Consider the following 18,416-nt stretch of genomic DNA (forward strand, 5'->3'; position numbering starts at 1 on the left):
ATGGGTATTGATCTTCCGCTGATCTGGGCCGTGATTATCATCTTCGGCATCATGATGTATGTGGTCATGGACGGCTTCGACCTGGGTATCGGCATCCTCTTTCCGTTTATCCCCGGCAAAGTCGACCGTGACGTGATGATGAACACCGTGGCCCCTGTATGGGACGGCAACGAAACCTGGCTGGTACTCGGCGGCGCGGCGTTGTTTGGCGCGTTCCCGCTGGCGTATTCGGTGGTGTTGTCGGCGTTGTATCTGCCGCTGATCCTGATGCTGATCGGGCTGATCTTCCGCGGCGTGGCCTTTGAGTTCCGTTTCAAGGCCAAGGACCACAAGCGTCACCTGTGGGACAAGGCGTTTATCGGTGGCTCGCTGGCAGCAACCTTCTTCCAGGGCGTGGCGTTGGGCGCCTTTATCGATGGCATCCCGGTGGTGGACCGCCAGTTTGCCGGTGGTTCACTGGACTGGCTCACACCGTTCACGATGTTCTGCGGCGTGGCGCTGATCGTGGCCTATGCCTTGCTCGGCTGCACCTGGCTGATCATGAAAACCGAGGGCAAGTTGCAGGAGCAGATGCATAACCTGGCGCGGCCGTTGGCTTTCGTGGTGTTGGCGGTGATCGGTATCGTCAGTATCTGGACGCCGCTGACCCACCCGGAAATCGCTTCGCGCTGGTTCACCTTGCCGAACCTGTTCTGGTTCCTGCCGGTGCCGGTTCTGGTATTGGTCACGATGTACGGACTGTTCCGCGCCGTGGCCCGTCATGCGCACTACACGCCGTTCCTGCTGACGCTGGTGTTGATTTTCCTTGGCTACAGCGGCCTGGGCATCAGCCTGTGGCCCAATATCATCCCGCCGTCCGTGTCGATCTGGGACGCTGCGGCACCGCCGCAAAGCCAGGGCTTCATGCTGGTGGGCACGTTGTTCATCATCCCGTTCATCCTGGGTTATACCTTCTGGAGCTACTACGTGTTCCGCGGCAAGGTCACCCACGAAGACGGCTACCACTAGGAGGGTTGAAACATGTCCGGTAAACCTTCACTGCACGAGATTGAACAGGCCGAGAAGCAGCCATTGTGGCGGCGCCTGGGATGGCTGGCGGGGATCTGGGTGGGCAGCGTGCTGGCCCTGTTCGTGGTGGCCAGCCTGATGCGCATGTTCATGAATGCGGCGGGCCTGACCACGCACTGACATACCGAACCGGCCTGCCAGCGTGAGAGGCAAGCCCTGCTCTTCTATTGGAAGGGCAGGGCTTTTTTATTTGCGCGCTTTGAGGATGACGAACTTTGGTGTGGCCGCCACTTGTTCGACGCCACGGAACAATCGCGCCAACTTGCTGTGGTAGCCCAGGTGGCGATTACCCACGATATACAACGCGCCGCCCACTACCAGGGCTTCGCGTGCCTGCTGGAACATGCGCCAGGCGAGGAAGTCACCCACCACTTGTTGTTGATGAAACGGTGGGTTGCACAGCACCACGTCCAACGATTGCGCCTCCTGACCGGCCAGGCCGTCATCGGCACGTACAATAACGTCGCGATTGCCCAGAGCGGCTTGCCAGTTTTCAGCCGCCGATTGCACGGCCATATAGGACTCATCCACCAACGTGTACTGCGCGTCGGGGTTTTGCAGAGCGCTGGCAATCGCCAATACGCCATTGCCGCAGCCCAGGTCTGCCACGCGGGCGCTGCCAAGGTTTTTCGGCAGGTGCGGCAGGAAGGCGCGGGTGCCGATGTCCAGGCCCTCGCGGCAGAAAACGTTGGCGTGGTTGAGCAACTCGATCGCTGGCGCGTCCAGCCTGTAGCGGGTGGGATAGGGCGAGACGGCGACAGGACGATCTGCCACGGTGGCGATCAGCAATCGCGCCTTTTTGACCGCAAGCGTCGCGTGCATCGGCCCGATGTAACGCTCCAGCAGTTCACCGGCGGCGCGGGGCAAGTGCTTGACCATCGCCCCGGCGATCACCTCGGCGCCCGGCGCCAATTGCCCTTGCAGGCGGATCAACTGTTCTTCCAGCAGCGCCAGGGTTTTTGGCACACGGATCAGCACCCGATCGAAGGGCCCCACCGGCGCGGTACTGGCGGGTACGAATGGCACGGCATCAAACGCCTTGCCGTTGCGCACCAGGTTTTTCTCCAGGGCTTGGGCGGCGAGGAACGAGTCGCCGCTGGAGGTCACCAACATCTGGCCCGCAAGGCTGGCCGCGAGGGCACCGAAGCTGTCATTGAGTACCAGCACGCGGGTCAGCGCATTGGGTTGCTGTGCGCCAAGGTGGTTGAGCAGGTACTCGTCGGCGGCATCGAAGGCTTGCAGCGGATCATTGTGTTGCTCTGGCTGACGAATCAGATCGAGCTGGGCGAAGGGGCTGTCAAGCAGGGGCATGGGGGAAGAATGCTCTGGGTAATCGACGGAACCGTCTGAGTGAACGGCGACGCGACCCACTGAAGGGGGCGGCATCAACACTCAGAGTTGGCCGTAAATGTTACGTTTTTTTTTACGCAATGACATGGGGTGTTTAATTGACGATTACAGCATTCCGGCTTTGGCGAGGCAGAGCACAGCTTGGATCTTACTGGTGACCTTCAATTTGCTGAGTACTCTGCCGACATGAAAACCCACCGTGCGCTCGGACAGGCACAGAATGCGAGCGATCTCCGCGGCAGTCTTGCCCATGGCGCACCATCTGAGAATCTCCGTTTCGCGGGCCGTTAACTTGAATGGCGCCTCGTCGATGGGCTCGCCGGTGTATTGAAGCGCGACGACCGCATGCATCGCATGGCAGAGCCACAATACTTGACCGGCTTTTTCGTAAAGCTCTTCAGGGCTGACCTCACCCTTGTCACGCACCAGGGTCAGCATACTGAATACACCCTTGAAATCATGCACCGCCTGGGACCAGCCCCTATGCACCCCAAATGACTGAGCCAAGTCCCACAATTCAGGTGCGTTACTGAAGGCTTGCTTCTCCCAGAGGATGGGCAGTACAGAGTGCTTGCAGTGAACTACAGCCGGATCTTTGTCGAAGAAACCTGCTTGTTGATAGATTTTGTTCCATTCATTTGGGTAGTTGTTGCAGTTGAAAGGCTTTGCTTGGGTATTTTCGGATTGAGTACTCATTGTGAACGAGCAATATTTGAACCCCATTTCCTGAGTGCGGTTGATCACCATTTCATACACGGTGGTGATTTCGCTCTCGCCTTCCAGCTTGGGCAGCCGTGAATTGTGCCAATTGACCATCGGTAACTCTCCATGGGTTTCTTTGTGACTTGGGTACTTCCTGATCCCCAATCCAACACGAAAACAAGTGTAGGACACGTCGTACAAGCTAGTCTGAAAAAAAATTCATCAAGTGGTTGGTCTTCGGGTTTCAGATATGTACAAGCGTTATTGGTTTGTATGAAAAAACCGATGGGACATTTTTTTTGCACTGGTTTTAATGACTTGCAGGTGATATCAAAATGACGTCTTCGGACGGCGTAGTTTCATCTTGTGGCGCATTCCGGTTGGGTTAATAGCCAAATGATTAGTATGAGTGTGCGGCGCGTTGTTTGCTGCGGATTGCGGGTGAACCGCTGGCTCACTTGCGTCACTGACAGGCGGTGCGCGATGGGTAAATGCAATGCCAGTACAAATCAACGGTGTTTGCGTCATCTGCTTTGAGAGACACTAGCGGCCTGTGCAAAACGGAGCCTCCCATGACGGCCAGTGCTGAGAAATTTACCCGCCAGACCTTGCTCGACGTGCAATCGCTGACCCCCAGCCTCTTCACCCTGCGCACCACTCGCGACCCAGGCTTTCGCTTTACCGCCGGCCAGTTCGTGCGCCTGGGTGTGACCAAGGCCGATGGCAGCACCGTGTGGCGTGCCTATTCTGTGGTGTCATCGCCTTTTGATGAGCATCTCGACTTTTTTTCCATCGTTGTCCCTGGCGGGGAGTTCACCAGCGAACTCAGCCGGCTGCGGGTTGGCGACACCTTGTTGGTAGAGCGCCAGGCCACCGGCTTCCTGACCCTTAATCGCTTTGTCGACGGGCGCGACCTGTGGCTGCTGGGCACCGGCACAGGGGTTGCGCCGTTCCTGTCGATCCTGCAGGACTTTGAGGTCTGGGAAAAATTCGAACGCATCATTCTGGTGTACAGCGCGCGGGAAGCGAAAGAGCTGGCTTACCAGGCGCTGATCAAGGAACTGGGGGAGCGCGAGTACTTGTCCGAGTACGCGCATAAACTCACCTACATCCCCATCGTCACTCGCGAGCAATATCCGGGTGCGCTCAACGGGCGCATTACCACGCTGATAGAAAATGGCGAACTGGAGCGTGCGGCCGGCCTTGAGTTAACGCCGGAACACTCCCGCGTATTGATTTGCGGTAATCCGCAGATGGTCGATGACACCCGCCAGCTACTCAAGCAACGGGACATGCAACTGAGCCTGAGTCGACGCCCTGGTCAGGTTGCAGTAGAAAATTACTGGTAGAAAAAAGGCGCCTCACGAGGCGCCTTTTTGCAACCGCTGATTAAAGCGGTTTGTTGTTATTTTGAGCCTTGAGCAGATCGCGGATCTCGCCCAGCAGCACTTCTTCCTTGGTCGGCGTCGGTGGCAAGCTAGGGGCTACGGCCTCTTCTCGCTTCAGGCGGTTGATGGCCTTCACACCCATGAAGATCGCAAAAGCAACGATCACGAAGTCGATGATGCTCTGGATGAACTTGCCATAAGCCAGCACCACCGCCGGTACGTCACCCTGCGCGGCCTTGAGCGTTATCGCCAGGTCGGCAAAGTCCACACCCCCGATCAGCAGACCGATAGGCGGCATAATCACGTCGCCTACAAACGAGGAAACAATTTTGCCGAAGGCGGCGCCGATGATGATACCGACGGCCATGTCGACCACATTACCTTTGACCGCGAAGGCCTTGAACTCACTGATCACGCCCATAGGTTATTCCTTGTTACAGTTGAGAAGGGTGGAGGTCAGTGTAATTCAGTCGTACAAGGCTTGCTCGACACAACTGTTAACACTGTCGATTTTTATCGACACATTAAAACGCAAATAGTTTGCAAAGTGCCACCAGTCGCGCGCGAATTACCCGTCATTTCAGCCAGTTACCAGATTATTTTATTAATCGGGCCTGTGGCGTTTTTCTATTTATCTTCTGACTCGCAGGTCTCTAGCCTCTGACAAGCACAACAGAATGTGCGCTAAAAAAACCAGAGGAAACCTCGATGAACACTCCAATCCGCCGCAGGCCCGTGTCCGCGCGTCACGCGTTGGCACTGGTGACCGCCAGCCTGCTGTCCCTCTCCGTGCAAGCCGCCAACCTGACCCGCGATAACGGGGCCAACGTCGGTGATAACCAGAACTCGCAAACGGCCGGAGCGAACGGCCCGGTATTGTTGCAGGACGTTCAGCTGATCCAGAAGTTGCAGCGCTTTGACCGCGAACGCATCCCCGAGCGTGTGGTACATGCCCGCGGTACTGGCGCCCATGGCACCTTCACGGTGACCGACAACCTCAGCGACCTGACCAAGGCCAAGGTGTTCGCCGCCGGTGAAACCACGCCAGTGTTCGTACGCTTTTCGGCGGTCGTCCACGGTAACCATTCCCCTGAAACCCTGCGTGACCCAAGGGGTTTTGCCACCAAGTTCTACACCGCCGAAGGTAACTGGGACCTGGTTGGCAATAACTTCCCGACCTTCTTTATCCGCGATGCCATCAAGTTCCCGGATATGGTCCATGCCTTTAAACCCGACCCACGCACTAACCTGGATGACGACTCGCGCCGTTTCGACTTCTTCTCCCATGTTCCCGAAGCCACGCGTACTTTGACCGAGTTGTACTCGGACTCCGGTACCCCGGCCAGTTACCGCGAGATGGACGGTAATGGCGTACATGCCTACAAGTTGATCAACGCCAAGGGCGAAGTGCACTACGTCAAGTTCCACTGGAAGAGCCTGCAAGGCATCAAGAACCTGGATCCCAAGCAAGTCACCGAAGTACAGGGTCGTGACTACAGTCATATGACCAACGACTTGGTCACCCATATCAACAAGGGCGACTTCCCCAAGTGGGACTTGTATGTGCAAGTGCTCAAGCCCGAGGACTTGGCCAAGTTTGATTTCGACCCCCTGGATGCCACCAAGATCTGGCCGGATGTACCGGAGCGTAAAGTCGGGCAGATGGTGCTCAATCGCAACCCGGCCAATGTCTTCCAGGAAACCGAGCAAGTAGCGATGGCGCCTGCCAACCTGGTGCCGGGCATCGAGCCGTCGGAAGACCGTCTGCTGCAAGGCCGGGTGTTCTCCTATGCCGATACGCAAATGTACCGCCTGGGTGCGAACGCCCTGCAACTGCCGATCAACGCTCCACGGGTCACCGTCAACAACGGTAACCAGGACGGTGCGATGAACTTCGGCAAGACCACCACCGGCGTGAACTACCAGCCAAGCCGGCTGTTGCCACGCGAAGAGCCGCAAACCGCGCGCTACAGCCAGTCGCCGCTGTCGGGCAGCACCCAGCAGGCGAAGATCCAGCGCGAGCAGAACTTCAAACAGGCCGGTGACCTGTACCGCTCCTACACCAAGAAAGAGCGTCAGGACTTGATCGACAATTTCGGCGGCTCGCTGGCCACCACCGATGACGAGAGCAAGCACATCATCCTGTCGTTCCTTTACAAGGCTGATCCGGAATACGGCACCGGCGTGACCAAGGTGGCCAAAGGTGATCTGGCTCGCGTGAAGGCGCTGGCGGAAAAACTGACTGACTGATTCGTTGGTTGCGGTCGGCGCCTCTACGGGCGTCGACCTTTGGCAGGAGAAGCCCCTATGCGTATCTCTATCGGTTTACTGATGGCCATGCTGGCCTTTGTCGCCCATGCGAAGTCTCCCGACCCAGTGGCGCTCAAGGCCCAGTTGCAGGATTACTACTTCGACGCCGCTCGCCGTGGCGACCTCGACATGCTCAATACCTTTATCGACTCCGGCTACAGCCTCAACATCCAGGATGACAAAGGCTACACGGCACTGATTCTCGCCGCTTATCACGGCCAGGGCTCGTACGTGGAGCGTCTGCTCGACGCGGGTGCCAACGCCTGCGTACAGGACAAACGCGGCAACACGGCGCTGATGGGCGCGATCTTCAAGGGTGAGCTGAAAATCGCCCAGCGCCTGCTGGCCACCGACTGCAACCCGGACCAACGCAATGGCGCGGGACAGACTGCCGCCATGTACGCCGGGCTGTTCAAACGCGTCGAGTTGCTGGGTGAACTGCAAGCCAAAGGCGCAGACCTGAACGCCGAGGACCCCGTCGGTAACAGTGCTTCACGTTTGGCCAGTGGCGAAATCCGGACCCCGGCGTCGCGCTGAGCTATCATCGCGGTTTTTCGGTTGGAGGTTCTCACATGGCAAAGGCCAAGCGCATGTACGGCTGCACGGAGTGCGGCGCGACCTTTCCCAAATGGGCGGGCCAGTGCTCCGAATGCGGTGCGTGGAACACCCTGACTGAAACCATGATTGAAAGCGGTGGTGCCGCAGCCCCTACCGGCCGCGCCGGCTGGACCGGGCAACAGGCACAGATCAAGACACTGGCCGAGGTCAGCGTCGAAGAGATCCCGCGTTTCTCCACCGCGTCCGGCGAACTGGACCGCGTACTTGGCGGTGGCCTGGTCGATGGTTCGGTGGTGCTGATCGGCGGTGACCCGGGCATCGGCAAGTCGACCATCCTCTTGCAAACCCTGTGCAGCATCGCCAGCCGTATGCCGGCGCTGTACGTCACCGGTGAAGAATCCCAACAGCAAGTGGCCATGCGCGCCCGCCGTTTGGGCCTGCCCCAGGACCAGCTGCGGGTCATGACTGAAACCTGCATCGAAAGCATCATCGCCACGGCGCGGATTGAAAAGCCCAAGGTCATGGTGATTGACTCGATCCAGACGATTTTCACCGAGCAACTGCAATCGGCGCCGGGCGGCGTGTCCCAGGTGCGCGAAAGTGCGGCGCTGTTGGTGCGCTACGCCAAGCAGAGCGGCACGGCGATCTTCCTGGTCGGCCACGTGACCAAGGAAGGCGCGCTGGCCGGGCCACGGGTGTTGGAGCACATGGTGGATACCGTGCTGTATTTCGAAGGTGAGTCCGATGGCCGCCTGCGTTTGCTGCGGGCGGTAAAAAACCGCTTTGGCGCCGTGAACGAGCTGGGTGTGTTCGCCATGACTGACCGTGGGCTGAAAGAAGTCTCCAACCCCTCGGCGATTTTTCTCACTCGCGCCCAGGAAGAAGTCCCGGGCAGTGTGGTGATGGCGACGTGGGAGGGTACCCGGCCCATGCTGGTGGAAGTCCAGGCGCTGGTGGATGACAGCCATTTGGCCAACCCGCGGCGGGTCACGCTTGGCCTGGACCAGAACCGTCTGGCGATGTTGCTGGCGGTATTGCACCGTCACGGCGGCATTCCGACCCATGACCAGGATGTTTTCCTTAACGTAGTGGGCGGCGTCAAGGTGCTGGAGACCGCCTCCGACCTGGCTCTGATGGCGGCGGTGATGTCCAGCCTGCGCAATCGGCCGCTGCCCCATGATCTGCTGGTGTTTGGTGAGGTCGGCCTGTCGGGTGAAGTCCGCCCGGTGCCCAGTGGGCAGGAGCGGTTGAAGGAGGCGGCCAAGCATGGGTTCAAGCGGGCGATCGTGCCCAAGGGCAATGCGCCGAAGGAAATGCCGGCAGGTTTGCAGGTGATTGGGGTGACACGCCTGGAGCAGGCGCTGGATGCACTGTTCGAATAATCACCAGCATTGCAAATCCAATGTGGGAGGGGGCTTGCTCCCGATTGCGGTGAATCAGTAACAGATAGGCTGACTGACCCACCGCAATCGGGAGCAAGTCGAATCGTCGCACCGCCCCTCCCACATTTGAGTTGTGTTGGCTTCTAGATTTCCAGCAATGCCGCCAGCTCTCTGTGTAGCTCTTCCTCATCCCCCAGGTTCAACTCAATCAGTCGCCGCAAATGGCTGATCGAATCCAGATCGATATGTTGGCACACGAAGCCCAACTGCTCCTGATCCTCGTGGCTCAGCTTCACTTGCATCTTTATATGCGCTTTCGGATCCAGGCGTATGTCTACGTCGAACGGCAGCGCCTTGTTCCCCTTCCAGTCTTCGGGGCGCTCGACCAGTAGACCCTTTAGCGAGAGATCCACCAGTTTCACCGGAAAATCCCATCCGTTTTGCCGAATTTCGGTTTTGGCATCAAAAGCAATCCGGCGAAAACGGCGGCGATCAGACGGTTGCTCAGTCATGGTGAAGCCCTCGGTGGATAGGAGGATTGTAGCCTTGCGCCATCATTTGGCATTTATTTCGTTTTTTTGCCGCATAGAAGGCTCTAGACCAACGTAGGGGGCTGGTCTTTGAGGCCAACAGCGCTAAACTCGGGCTGGCTGTCCTTTCTGTCCACCCTGGCTGGAATACAAAAATGAAAAATAATAATAGCCTGCTACGCCACCTACCCTGGCTGGTGCTGGCAATCGTAGGAGCGTGCGCCCTGGGCGTAGTGGCCTTGCGCCGCGGCGAGGCGATCAACGCCTTGTGGATTGTGGTCGCTGCTGTGGCCATCTATCTGGTTGCGTACCGTTACTACAGTCTGTTCATCGCCAATAACGTGATGCAACTCGACCCTCGGCGGGCCACCCCCGCAGTGGTCAATAACGACGGTCTGGACTACGTGCCGACCAACAAACATATCCTTTTCGGTCACCACTTTGCGGCGATTGCCGGTGCAGGCCCGTTGGTCGGTCCGGTGCTGGCGGCGCAGATGGGCTACCTGCCCGGCACCCTGTGGCTGATTGCCGGTGTGGTGCTGGCGGGTGCGGTGCAGGACTTCATGATCCTGTTCCTGTCCACTCGTCGCAACGGGCGTTCCCTGGGTGACATGGTTCGCGAAGAGATGGGCCGCATTCCCGGGACCATTGCGCTGTTCGGCTGCTTTTTGATCATGATCATCATCCTCGCGGTGCTGGCACTGATCGTGGTCAAGGCCCTGGCCGAGAGCCCGTGGGGCATCTTTACGGTGATGGCGACCATCCCGATTGCGATGTTCATGGGCATCTACATGCGCTACATCCGCCCGGGCCGCATTGGTGAAATTTCGATCATCGGCGTGCTGTTGCTGCTGGGTTCGATCTGGCTGGGCGGGCAGATTGCCGCTGACCCGGTCTGGGCCAAAGCCTTCACCTTCACCGGGATCCAGATCACCTGGATGCTGATCGGCTACGGCTTCGTTGCCGCTGTTCTGCCGGTATGGCTGATCCTGGCGCCGCGTGACTACCTGTCGACGTTCCTGAAAATCGGCACCATCATCGCTCTGGCGATCGGCATCCTGGTCACCATGCCTGACCTGAAAATGCCGGCACTGACCCAGTTCATCGACGGCACTGGCCCGGTATGGAAGGGCGGCCTGTTCCCGTTCCTGTTCATCACCATTGCCTGTGGCGCGGTCTCGGGCTTCCACGCGCTGATCTCTTCGGGCACCACGCCCAAGTTGCTCGCCAGTGAAAGCCACGCCCGTTACATCGGATACGGCGGCATGTTGATGGAGTCGTTTGTGGCCATCATGGCAATGGTTGCCGCTTCGGTGATCGAGCCAGGCGTGTACTTCGCCATGAACAGCCCGGCGGCGATTGTCGGTACTGACGTGGTCACCGTGGCGCAAACCGTCAGCAGCTGGGGTTTTGCAATTACCCCTGAAGCGCTGTCGGCTGTTGCCCACGATATCGGTGAAACCACCATCCTGGCGCGTGCCGGCGGTGCGCCGACGCTGGCGGTCGGTATCGCACAGATCCTGCACAGTGTGCTGCCAGGTGAAAACACCATGGCGTTCTGGTACCACTTTGCAATCCTGTTCGAAGCGTTGTTCATCCTCACGGCGGTCGATGCCGGTACCCGTGCCGGTCGCTTCATGCTGCAGGACCTGCTGGGTTCGTTCGTGCCTGCGCTCAAACGCACCGAGTCCTGGACCGCCAACCTGATCGCGACGGCCGGTTGCGTGGCGATGTGGGGTTACCTGTTGTACCAGGGCGTGATCGACCCACTGGGAGGCATCAACACCTTGTGGCCGCTGTTCGGTATCTCCAACCAGATGCTGGCGGGTATCGCGCTGATGCTGGCGACCGTTGTGCTGATCAAGATGAAGCGCCAGCGCTACATCTGGGTGACCATGTTGCCGGCCGTCTGGCTGCTGATCTGCACCACCACCGCAGGCTTCATCAAGCTGTTCGACGCCAACCCGGCGATCGGCTTCCTGTCGCTGGCCAAGAAATACAGCGATGCCCTGGCCAACGGTCAGATCCTCGCCCCGGCCAAGAGCATCGACCAGATGCAGCATGTGATCTGGAACGCCTACACCAACGCAACGCTGACGGCGCTGTTCCTGTTCGTGGTATTCAGCATCCTGTTCTATGCGCTCAAAGTCGGCGTAGCCGCCTGGGGTAACAAAGAGCGTACGGATAAAGAAGCGCCATTCCAGGCCGTACCGGACGCATAAGCGAGGATTGCCACTATGTTCAATGACATCAGTCGCCTCGGTAAATACCTCGGTCAGGCCGCGCGCCTGATGGTCGGCATGCCCGACTACGACACCTACGTCGAGCATATGCAAACCAAACACCCGGACAAGCCGGTGATGGACTACAAGGCGTTCTTCCGCGAACGCCAGGAGGCCCGTTACGGCGGCAAGGGTGGGCCCAAGTGCTGTTGACCCGGTAACGCGGGCCAATGCGATACCCCTGTGGGAGCAGGGCTTTCTGTGGGAGCTGGCTTGCCTGCGATAGCATCACCTCGGTCTGACTGAAGCACCGAGTTGTCTGCATCGCAGGCAAGCCAGCTCCCACAGGGGCCTTTGCTCCCACATTTGTTTTGTGTTTATTCAGTTATCAGGAGAATAGTTTTGTCCTCTCCCATCCCCGTCACCATCCTCAGCGGCTTCCTCGGTGCCGGCAAGACCACCTTGCTGCGCCATCTGCTCAAGGCCGAGCACGGCTTGAAAATCGCCGTGATCGAAAACGAATTCAGTGACGCCGGCATCGACACCCAGCTCTTGGGCGACGAGCCGGTACAAGTCATGACCCTGTCCAACGGCTGCGTGTGCTGCACCATCCACACCGACCTGACCAAGGCCCTGTACCTGCTGCTTGAGCGTCTGGACAGTGGCGAAATCGCCTTCGACCGCCTGGTGATCGAATGCACCGGCCTTGCCGACCCGGCACCAGTGGCCCAGACTTTTTTCATCGACGAAGAACTGCGCGAGCGCTACATCCTCGACGGCATCATTACCCTGGTGGACGCCGCCCACGCCGAGCATCACCTGACCCAGACCATCGCCCAGGCCCAGATCGGCTTTGCCGACCGCCTGCTGGTGAGCAAGCGCGACCTGGTGGACAACGCCACCTTCGACGCCCTCAGTCAGCGCCTGACCCGTATCAACCGGCGTGCGCCGATCCGTGTGGTGGATCACGGCAAGATCGACTTGGCTGAGTTGCTGGATGTGCGCGGCTTCAACCTCAATGCCGGCATGAGCCTGCGCCCGGTCAGCGCTGCGCCATCGGTCGACCGTATTTCCAGCCTGGTGCTGCGCACCGACCAGCCGCTGGATATCGACCGCCTCAGTGAGTTCATGAACGAACTGCTGGAAGATCACGGCAAGCAGCTGCTGCGCTACAAGGGCGTGCTGAATATTGCCGGGGAGGATCGACGCATGGTGTTCCAGGGCGTACTGAAACTCTATGGTTTTGACTGGGACACCGAATGGGCCGAGGACGAGGCGCGCGAAAGTGTAATCGTGTTTATTGCCGATGAGTTGCCGGAGGACAAGATCCGCGAAGGTTTTGCCAAGGTCTACCAATCCTGACTTGAAATGCGATCAACTGTGGGAGGGGGCTTGCTCCCGATTGCGGTGGGTCAGTAAACATATAAGTGACTGACACACTGCTATCGGGAGCAAGCCCCCTCCCACAATTGAATGCATTTCAAATTGAAATAAAAAAGCCCGGCTCAAGAGCCGGGCTTTTCATTCAAGCAACTGCAATCAAGCGCCGTAAACCGGCAGCTTCTTGCAGATGGCCTTGACCTTCTCACGTACCGCGTCGATCACGGCTTCGTTGTTCAGGTCAGCCAGGATGTCGCAGATCCAGCCGGCCAGTTCCTTGCACTCTGCTTCCTTGAAGCCACGGGTGGTCACAGCCGGGGTGCCGAAGCGCAGGCCGGAGGTGACGAACGGCGAACGTGGATCGTTCGGCACGGAGTTCTTGTTCACGGTGATGAAGGCTTTGCCCAGGGCGGCGTCAGCGTCTTTACCGGAAATGTCCTGTTTGATCAGCGACAGCAGGAACAGGTGGTTTTCAGTACCGCCGGACACCACGTCAAAACCGCGCTCGATGAACACAGATGCCATGGCCTGGGCGTTCTTCACCACTTGTTGCTGGTAGGTCTTGAACTCAGGCTGCAGTGCTTCCTTGAAGCAGATCGCCTTGGCGGCAATCACGTGCTCCAGCGGGCCACCCTGGGCGCCCGGGAATACCGCGGAGTTGAGCTTCTTCTCGATCTCGGCGTTGGCGCGAGCCAGGATCAGGCCGCCACGTGGACCGCGCAGGGTCTTGTGGGTAGTGGTGGTCACCACGTCAGCGTAAGGCACTGGGTTCGGGTACACGCCCGCTGCCACCAGACCGGCCACGTGGGCCATGTCGACGAACAGGTAGGCACCGACCTTGTCGGCGATTTCACGGAAGCGTGGGAAATCCAGGATCTGCGAGTAGGCAGAGAACCCAGCCACGATCATTTTTGGCTTGTGCTCGACCGCCAGGCGCTCGACTTCGTCGTAGTCGATCAGGCCGTTGGCATCGATACCGTACTGGACGGCGTTGTACAGCTTGCCGGAGGAAGAAACGCTGGCGCCGTGGGTCAGGTGACCGCCGTGGGCCAGGCTCATGCCCAGGATAGTGTCGCCGCCTTGCAGCAGGGCCAGGTACACGGCGCTGTTGGCCTGGGAGCCGGCGTGTGGCTGGACGTTGGCGTAATCGGCGCCGAACAGCTCCTTGGCACGGTCGATGGCCAACTGCTCAACCACGTCGACGTACTCGCAACCACCGTAGTAGCGCTTGCCCGGGTAGCCTTCGGCGTACTTGTTGGTCAAAACCGAACCTTGAGCCTCCATCACCGCAGGGCTGGTGTAGTTTTCCGAAGCGATCAGCTCAATGTGCTCTTCCTGGCGCACGGCTTCTTGCTCCATGGCGGCGAAGAGATCGGCGTCGTACTTGGCAATAGTCAAATCACGGCTGAACATGGCGGTCCTCAAGGATCGGGGGCAGAAAAGGAGGGCATTCTAACCCAATGGGTTTTAGATGGCATATGAAAGGACATCATGTCGCGGACAAGTGGGGCTCATCTGGGGATGGGCGGTGTCGGCACTGGCCCCATCGCAGGCAAGCCAGCTCCCACACTTGATCGGGCTCACACAGTCAAATGTGGGAGCTGGCTTGCCTGCGATGAGGCCATAAGCTCCACTGCAGCACTTCAGTCGAACATGAAGAGGGCATCATTGCTGAACTGCGCCTCGAACCGATTCGCCGGCATCGGCCGCCCGAACAGGTAACCCTGGACCTCATCACAGCCATGCTCGCGCAAAAAGTCCAATTGCTCGTGGGTTTCCACCCCTTCGGCAATCACCGCCAGGTTCAGGCTGTGGGCCATGGCAATGATCGCCCGGGCGATCTGTGCGTCCTGCTCACCGGAGGGCAGGCCATCGACGAAGGTGCGGTCGATCTTCAACACGTCGATGGGGAATTGCTTGAGGTAGTTGAGCGATGAATAGCCAGTGCCAAAGTCGTCTACCGCGATGCTCAGGCCCAGGTTCTTCAAGCTGGCGAGGATTTGCAGCGCTTCGTTGACTTCGCGCATCAGGATACTTTCGGTCAGTTCCAGCTCCAGGCACGCTGGCGGCAGGCCAGTGTCCTTGAGGATGGTGGCGATGCGCGTGCCCAGCTGGCCGTCGGAGAACTGTCGCGCCGAGATGTTCACCGAGACTTTGGGCACCCGCACCTTGTTCTGGTGCCAGGTCTTGAGCTGGCGACAGGCTTCGCTGATCACCCAATCGCCCACGTCCACCACCAGCCCGAGTTCTTCCAATACCGGAATGAAATCCCCCGGCGGCACCAGCCCGCGACGCGGGTGGCGCCAGCGCAGCAGGGCCTCGGCACCGGTCAGGCGTTTGCCGTCGCCGCTGAATTGCGGTTGGTAATACAGCACGAATTCGTTCTGGTCCAGGGCGTGGCGCAGGTCGCTCTCCAACTCCAGACGCTCCAGGGCGCTGGCGTTCATGTCGGCCTGGTAGAACTGGAAGTTGTTCTTGCCGCGTTCTTTGGCGTGGTACATCGCCGTATCCGCGTTTTTCATCAGTTGGCTCAGCTCGTTGCCGTCTTGGGGGCTGAGGGCGATGCCGATACTGGCGGTCACGAAAAACTCGCGGCCTTCGAGCACGAATGGCTTCACCAGGCTGGCCAGAATCTGCTCGGCCACATGAATCGCGCGGTTCAGCGCCATTTCGCGGCTGACCCGTGGTTGCAACAGCAGGGTGAACTCGTCGCCGCCCATGCGCGCCACGGTGTCGTCTTCGGCCACGCAACCGAGCAGGCGCGTCGCCATTTCCTTGAGCATACGGTCGCCGGCGGCGTGGCCGAGGGAGTCGTTGATCGGCTTGAAGCGGTCGAGGTCGAGGAACATCAACACCACCCACGACTTCTGCCGTTCTGCCGATTGCAACGCCGTGTGCAGACGGTCCTGGAACAGCGTGCGGTTGGGCAGGTGGGTCAGGGCGTCGTAGTAGGCCAGGCGGTGGATGCGCTGTTCGCTGGCCTTGCGCTCGCTGATATCGCTGAAGAAGCACACATAGCTGGCCAGGTCGCCTTCATCGTCGAACACCGCCGTAATGCCGACCCAGGCCGGGTAATGCTCGCCGTTGCGGCGCTTGAGCCACACTTCGCCTTCCCAGGTACTGTGCTGGTGCAGTTGCTTGAGCACATAACGCAGGTGGGCTTCCTGCTGCTCGTCGACGGTGAGCATGTTCGGCAATTGGTCGAGCACGTCCGCCACTTCATACCCGCTGACCCGGCTGAACGCCTCGTTGGCTTGCACGATATAGCCGGCCGGATCGGTGATCAGGATCGCCGAGGTGGAGTGCTCGAAGACCGTGGCCGCCATGCGCAGGTCTTTTTCGGCGCGGCGTTGCTGGCTGATATCGCGGCCCACGCCGAGGATGCCCTCAAAGGCGCCATGTTCATCCCACACCAGCACCAGGCGCAGTTCGATCGGTACTTTGCGCCCGTCAGCGCGCAGGCAGTCGAACAGAAACAGTTGGGTCTGGACTTCATCGCGCAAGGTGTTCAACGCCTCGGGGTTGCCGAGGGCGCGACTGACCTGTTCCATCAGGCTATAAATGCCGGTCAACTGTTGCGGGTTGGCAACGATCGACTGCCAGCCATGCTTGAACACCCAATCCACGTCATAGCCCAGCACGGTGTTGACCGATGGGCTGATGTAATTCAGAGCCAGTTGGCTGTCGGTAGAGCAGATCACGTCGCTGATGCTTTCAGCCAACATGCGGTAGCGCTGCTCGCTGTCGCGCAGGGATTCGCTGGCTTCGATCTGGTCGGTAATGTCCTTGGCCACACCGATGATCCGAGTGACCACCGTGGACGTATCCCGGGCCAGGGCCTGTTCGCGAATATCGAAGCGGCGCCATTGGTTATTGCGGTGGCGAAAGCGCAGTTGGCAGTGCAACTGGGTCGTGTAAGCGGCCTGGCGTTGCTGCTCACGCGAGTCGTGGTAGTGCTCGGCGTCTTCGGGGTGCAGCAGGATTTCCCAGAAGTACTCACCCATTTGCTGCAGTTCGGCTTTGTTGTAGCCCAGGGTGTGGCCCAGATGATGGTTGCTGAAAATCATGCGCTGGCTGATCACGTCCTGCACATACAGGTGATCGGGCACCGTACGCACCACATCCGACCAGAAGCTCTCGCGCTCCACCAGCGACAACTCGATCAGCTTGCGGCTGGTGATGTCGCTGATGCTGAGGATTACGGCCTTGACGTCATCCTGCTGCTCCGGCAAACGCATCACCAGCCACAGGTACTGTTCGTTGCCGGCCACGTCGTTGAGCTGGATTTCCAGCTCCAGCTGTTTTTGCCGGGTCAGTACAGCTTCCAGCACCTGATAGCCGATGGACGTGGCATTGCTCGGGCAATCATCGATCAGGCGTTCCCATGCCTGCTCGCAGGACGCGACGTTGAGCAGGCGCACGGCCATCTGGTTGACCTCGGTGACGCGCAACTCCTTGAGCAGTTGCTTGCGCTCGGCGGGGTTGGCCTGCAACCAGGCGTGCAACTGTTCGCGGCTTTGTACCTGGGTCTTGTTGCAAAACGCCTTGAGCCCCGCCAGGTCAAGCACGCACAAGGCCACGCCTGTGCCTTCGAAGATGTCCTGATAGCGTCGCCGGCCTTCATGCACCTGGCGTTGGCGGCGGCGCATGTTGAGCAGCACGATCACCGGGACAAGCGAAAATGCCAGGCCCAGCAGGCACTTGCCGATAAAGGCAGGCAGCAGTTGTTCCAGCACCGCGCTGCGGTCAAACAGGCCGCGCAGTTGCCAGTCGCTTTTGCTCAAGGGCGTGACCAGCACACTGCGGTTCAATTCTTCCGGCGTCAGGGCGCTGGGCCACTGCGCGGGCATCCCGCTGTCACGGCTGACCACACGATGGTTCAGGCTGTTCTCGATCGCCCACATCGGGCGCTGGCCCTGAATGTCCTGCCGTGTGAGGTTGGCCAGGTAATTGGGGGCCAGGCGCAAGGCCCAGTACACCTTGGAGCCACCGCTGGGTTGGTGCAGCAACAGATAGATGACCGTGCCGTCATTGTCGTTGCTCAGGTAGTAAGACTGGGCGTGACTGCGCTTGACCAGGTCTTCGAGCAGGGCATTGTCTTGGCTGCCTTCGGCAGTGTCGCTGATCAGTGCGCCGTTGGGGGTGAGCAGGGCGAAGCTGCGTAGGTCCGGCAACGAGCGCTGCAACGTGCGCATCAAGGCCTGCTGCTGTTCGGCATTGCGCGGCGGCTCGACAATGGGCAGCAGGTTCAGGGCGATCTGCGCGCTCAGTGCCATGCTCTGGCTGATCTGCTCGGCCAAGTCAGCACTGTAGTCGATGGTGTATTGCTGCTGGTTTTTCTGGTTTTGCTGCAACTGGTCAAGCAGTTGCCAGAACAATAACGCGAGCAACATCAGCACAAGCGTCGCCAATGCGCCCTTCAAGGTACCGTGCAGGGGCGCTCCCGGCGCAATATGAGCGGCGCGCAAGGGAGTGGGCGGCGTGACTTTGGACAAGCTGTGATCCTGCGGTTGGCTGGACTGGCGC

Annotated in this window: 15 protein-coding genes; 9 read left to right on the forward strand and 6 right to left on the reverse strand. The window is 59.4% G+C overall.

Annotation, left to right across the window (positions count from 1 at the left end):
* The gene (gene cydB, locus J1G33_RS13725) at positions 1–1,008 is read left to right on the forward strand and encodes a cytochrome d ubiquinol oxidase subunit II (protein WP_005791627.1); all 1,008 of its coding nucleotides are present in this window, start codon (positions 1–3) and stop codon (positions 1,006–1,008) included.
* A 12-nt stretch (positions 1,009–1,020) separates the two neighbouring features.
* Complete coding sequence (locus tag J1G33_RS13730; protein ID WP_078822377.1) at positions 1,021–1,188, forward strand: DUF2474 domain-containing protein; 168 nt, start codon at positions 1,021–1,023, stop codon at positions 1,186–1,188.
* Between the two features lie 66 nt (positions 1,189–1,254).
* Here the strand turns inward: J1G33_RS13730 and J1G33_RS13735 are convergent, their stop codons facing one another.
* Both J1G33_RS13735 and J1G33_RS13740 read right to left on the reverse strand, forming a co-directional pair.
* A complete protein-coding gene (locus tag J1G33_RS13735; protein ID WP_078822376.1) occupies positions 1,255–2,379 on the reverse strand; it encodes a class I SAM-dependent methyltransferase in 1,125 nt (374 codons plus the stop codon).
* 144 nt (positions 2,380–2,523) lie between these two features.
* Positions 2,524–3,234, reverse strand: a complete 711-nt coding sequence (locus J1G33_RS13740; RefSeq protein ID WP_032879393.1) for a LuxR family transcriptional regulator — start codon at positions 3,232–3,234, stop codon at positions 2,524–2,526.
* Between the two features lie 458 nt (positions 3,235–3,692).
* Here J1G33_RS13740 and J1G33_RS13745 point away from each other — a divergent pair, with 458 nt between their 5' ends.
* Positions 3,693–4,469: a ferredoxin--NADP reductase gene (locus tag J1G33_RS13745; RefSeq protein ID WP_223018222.1), complete on the forward strand. Its 777-nt coding sequence runs from the start codon at positions 3,693–3,695 to the stop codon at positions 4,467–4,469.
* 40 nt (positions 4,470–4,509) lie between these two features.
* Here J1G33_RS13745 and mscL read toward each other — a convergent pair whose 3' ends face one another.
* Positions 4,510–4,929 (reverse strand): large-conductance mechanosensitive channel protein MscL, encoded by a 420-nt coding sequence (gene mscL / locus J1G33_RS13750; protein ID WP_005791618.1) that lies wholly within the window; start codon positions 4,927–4,929, stop codon positions 4,510–4,512.
* Between the two features lie 287 nt (positions 4,930–5,216).
* Between mscL and katB the strand changes: the two genes are divergently transcribed.
* The 3 genes from katB to radA are packed head-to-tail and all read left to right on the forward strand — an operon-like array spanning position 5,217 to position 8,758.
* Complete coding sequence (gene katB / locus J1G33_RS13755) at positions 5,217–6,758, forward strand: catalase KatB (protein ID WP_005791616.1); 1,542 nt, start codon at positions 5,217–5,219, stop codon at positions 6,756–6,758.
* A gap of 57 nt (positions 6,759–6,815) precedes the next feature.
* Positions 6,816–7,355 carry an ankyrin repeat domain-containing protein gene (locus J1G33_RS13760; protein ID WP_223018223.1) on the forward strand — a complete coding sequence of 180 codons (540 nt, stop codon included), beginning with the start codon at positions 6,816–6,818 and terminating at the stop codon, positions 7,353–7,355.
* A 35-nt stretch (positions 7,356–7,390) separates the two neighbouring features.
* Positions 7,391–8,758 carry a DNA repair protein RadA gene (radA, locus tag J1G33_RS13765; RefSeq protein ID WP_005791613.1) on the forward strand — a complete coding sequence of 456 codons (1,368 nt, stop codon included), beginning with the start codon at positions 7,391–7,393 and terminating at the stop codon, positions 8,756–8,758.
* Between the two features lie 143 nt (positions 8,759–8,901).
* Here the strand turns inward: radA and J1G33_RS13770 are convergent, their stop codons facing one another.
* Entirely contained in the window at positions 8,902–9,270 is a 369-nt protein-coding gene (locus J1G33_RS13770; RefSeq protein WP_148854045.1) for a PilZ domain-containing protein, read from the reverse strand.
* 173 nt (positions 9,271–9,443) lie between these two features.
* Between J1G33_RS13770 and J1G33_RS13775 the strand changes: the two genes are divergently transcribed.
* The 3 genes from J1G33_RS13775 (at position 9,444) to yjiA (ending at position 12,872) form a co-directional block, all read left to right on the forward strand.
* Positions 9,444–11,510 carry a carbon starvation CstA family protein gene (locus tag J1G33_RS13775; RefSeq protein WP_005791609.1) on the forward strand — a complete coding sequence of 689 codons (2,067 nt, stop codon included), beginning with the start codon at positions 9,444–9,446 and terminating at the stop codon, positions 11,508–11,510.
* 15 nt (positions 11,511–11,525) lie between these two features.
* Positions 11,526–11,723 (forward strand): YbdD/YjiX family protein, encoded by a 198-nt coding sequence (locus J1G33_RS13780; protein ID WP_003194308.1) that lies wholly within the window; start codon positions 11,526–11,528, stop codon positions 11,721–11,723.
* A 189-nt stretch (positions 11,724–11,912) separates the two neighbouring features.
* Positions 11,913–12,872, forward strand: a complete 960-nt coding sequence (gene yjiA, locus J1G33_RS13785) for a GTPase (RefSeq protein ID WP_223018224.1) — start codon at positions 11,913–11,915, stop codon at positions 12,870–12,872.
* Positions 12,873–13,049: 177 nt separating this feature from the next.
* Here yjiA and glyA read toward each other — a convergent pair whose 3' ends face one another.
* Positions 13,050–14,303: a serine hydroxymethyltransferase gene (glyA, locus tag J1G33_RS13790; protein WP_078822372.1), complete on the reverse strand. Its 1,254-nt coding sequence runs from the start codon at positions 14,301–14,303 to the stop codon at positions 13,050–13,052.
* 230 nt (positions 14,304–14,533) lie between these two features.
* Complete coding sequence (locus J1G33_RS13795) at positions 14,534–18,385, reverse strand: bifunctional diguanylate cyclase/phosphodiesterase (RefSeq protein WP_032881208.1); 3,852 nt, start codon at positions 18,383–18,385, stop codon at positions 14,534–14,536.
* Positions 18,386–18,416 lie beyond the last annotated feature (31 nt).

The sequence above is a fragment of the Pseudomonas sp. P867 genome, from assembly GCF_019891455.1.
Lineage (GTDB): Bacteria > Pseudomonadota > Gammaproteobacteria > Pseudomonadales > Pseudomonadaceae > Aquipseudomonas > Aquipseudomonas synxantha_A.

Bases quoted from the DNA above. Each gene is read 5' to 3' on its own strand.
- cydB (WP_005791627.1), top strand. From the start codon at position 1: ATGGGTATTGATCTTCCGCTGATCTGGGCCGTGATTATCATCTTCGGC.
- J1G33_RS13730 (WP_078822377.1), top strand. From the start codon at position 1,021: ATGTCCGGTAAACCTTCACTGCACGAGATTGAACAGGCCGAGAAGCAG.
- J1G33_RS13735 (WP_078822376.1), bottom strand. From the start codon at position 2,379: ATGCCCCTGCTTGACAGCCCCTTCGCCCAGCTCGATCTGATTCGTCAG.
- J1G33_RS13740 (WP_032879393.1), bottom strand. From the start codon at position 3,234: ATGGTCAATTGGCACAATTCACGGCTGCCCAAGCTGGAAGGCGAGAGC.
- J1G33_RS13745 (WP_223018222.1), top strand. From the start codon at position 3,693: ATGACGGCCAGTGCTGAGAAATTTACCCGCCAGACCTTGCTCGACGTG.
- mscL (WP_005791618.1), bottom strand. From the start codon at position 4,929: ATGGGCGTGATCAGTGAGTTCAAGGCCTTCGCGGTCAAAGGTAATGTG.
- katB (WP_005791616.1), top strand. From the start codon at position 5,217: ATGAACACTCCAATCCGCCGCAGGCCCGTGTCCGCGCGTCACGCGTTG.
- J1G33_RS13760 (WP_223018223.1), top strand. From the start codon at position 6,816: ATGCGTATCTCTATCGGTTTACTGATGGCCATGCTGGCCTTTGTCGCC.
- radA (WP_005791613.1), top strand. From the start codon at position 7,391: ATGGCAAAGGCCAAGCGCATGTACGGCTGCACGGAGTGCGGCGCGACC.
- J1G33_RS13770 (WP_148854045.1), bottom strand. From the start codon at position 9,270: ATGACTGAGCAACCGTCTGATCGCCGCCGTTTTCGCCGGATTGCTTTT.
- J1G33_RS13775 (WP_005791609.1), top strand. From the start codon at position 9,444: ATGAAAAATAATAATAGCCTGCTACGCCACCTACCCTGGCTGGTGCTG.
- J1G33_RS13780 (WP_003194308.1), top strand. From the start codon at position 11,526: ATGTTCAATGACATCAGTCGCCTCGGTAAATACCTCGGTCAGGCCGCG.
- glyA (WP_078822372.1), bottom strand. From the start codon at position 14,303: ATGTTCAGCCGTGATTTGACTATTGCCAAGTACGACGCCGATCTCTTC.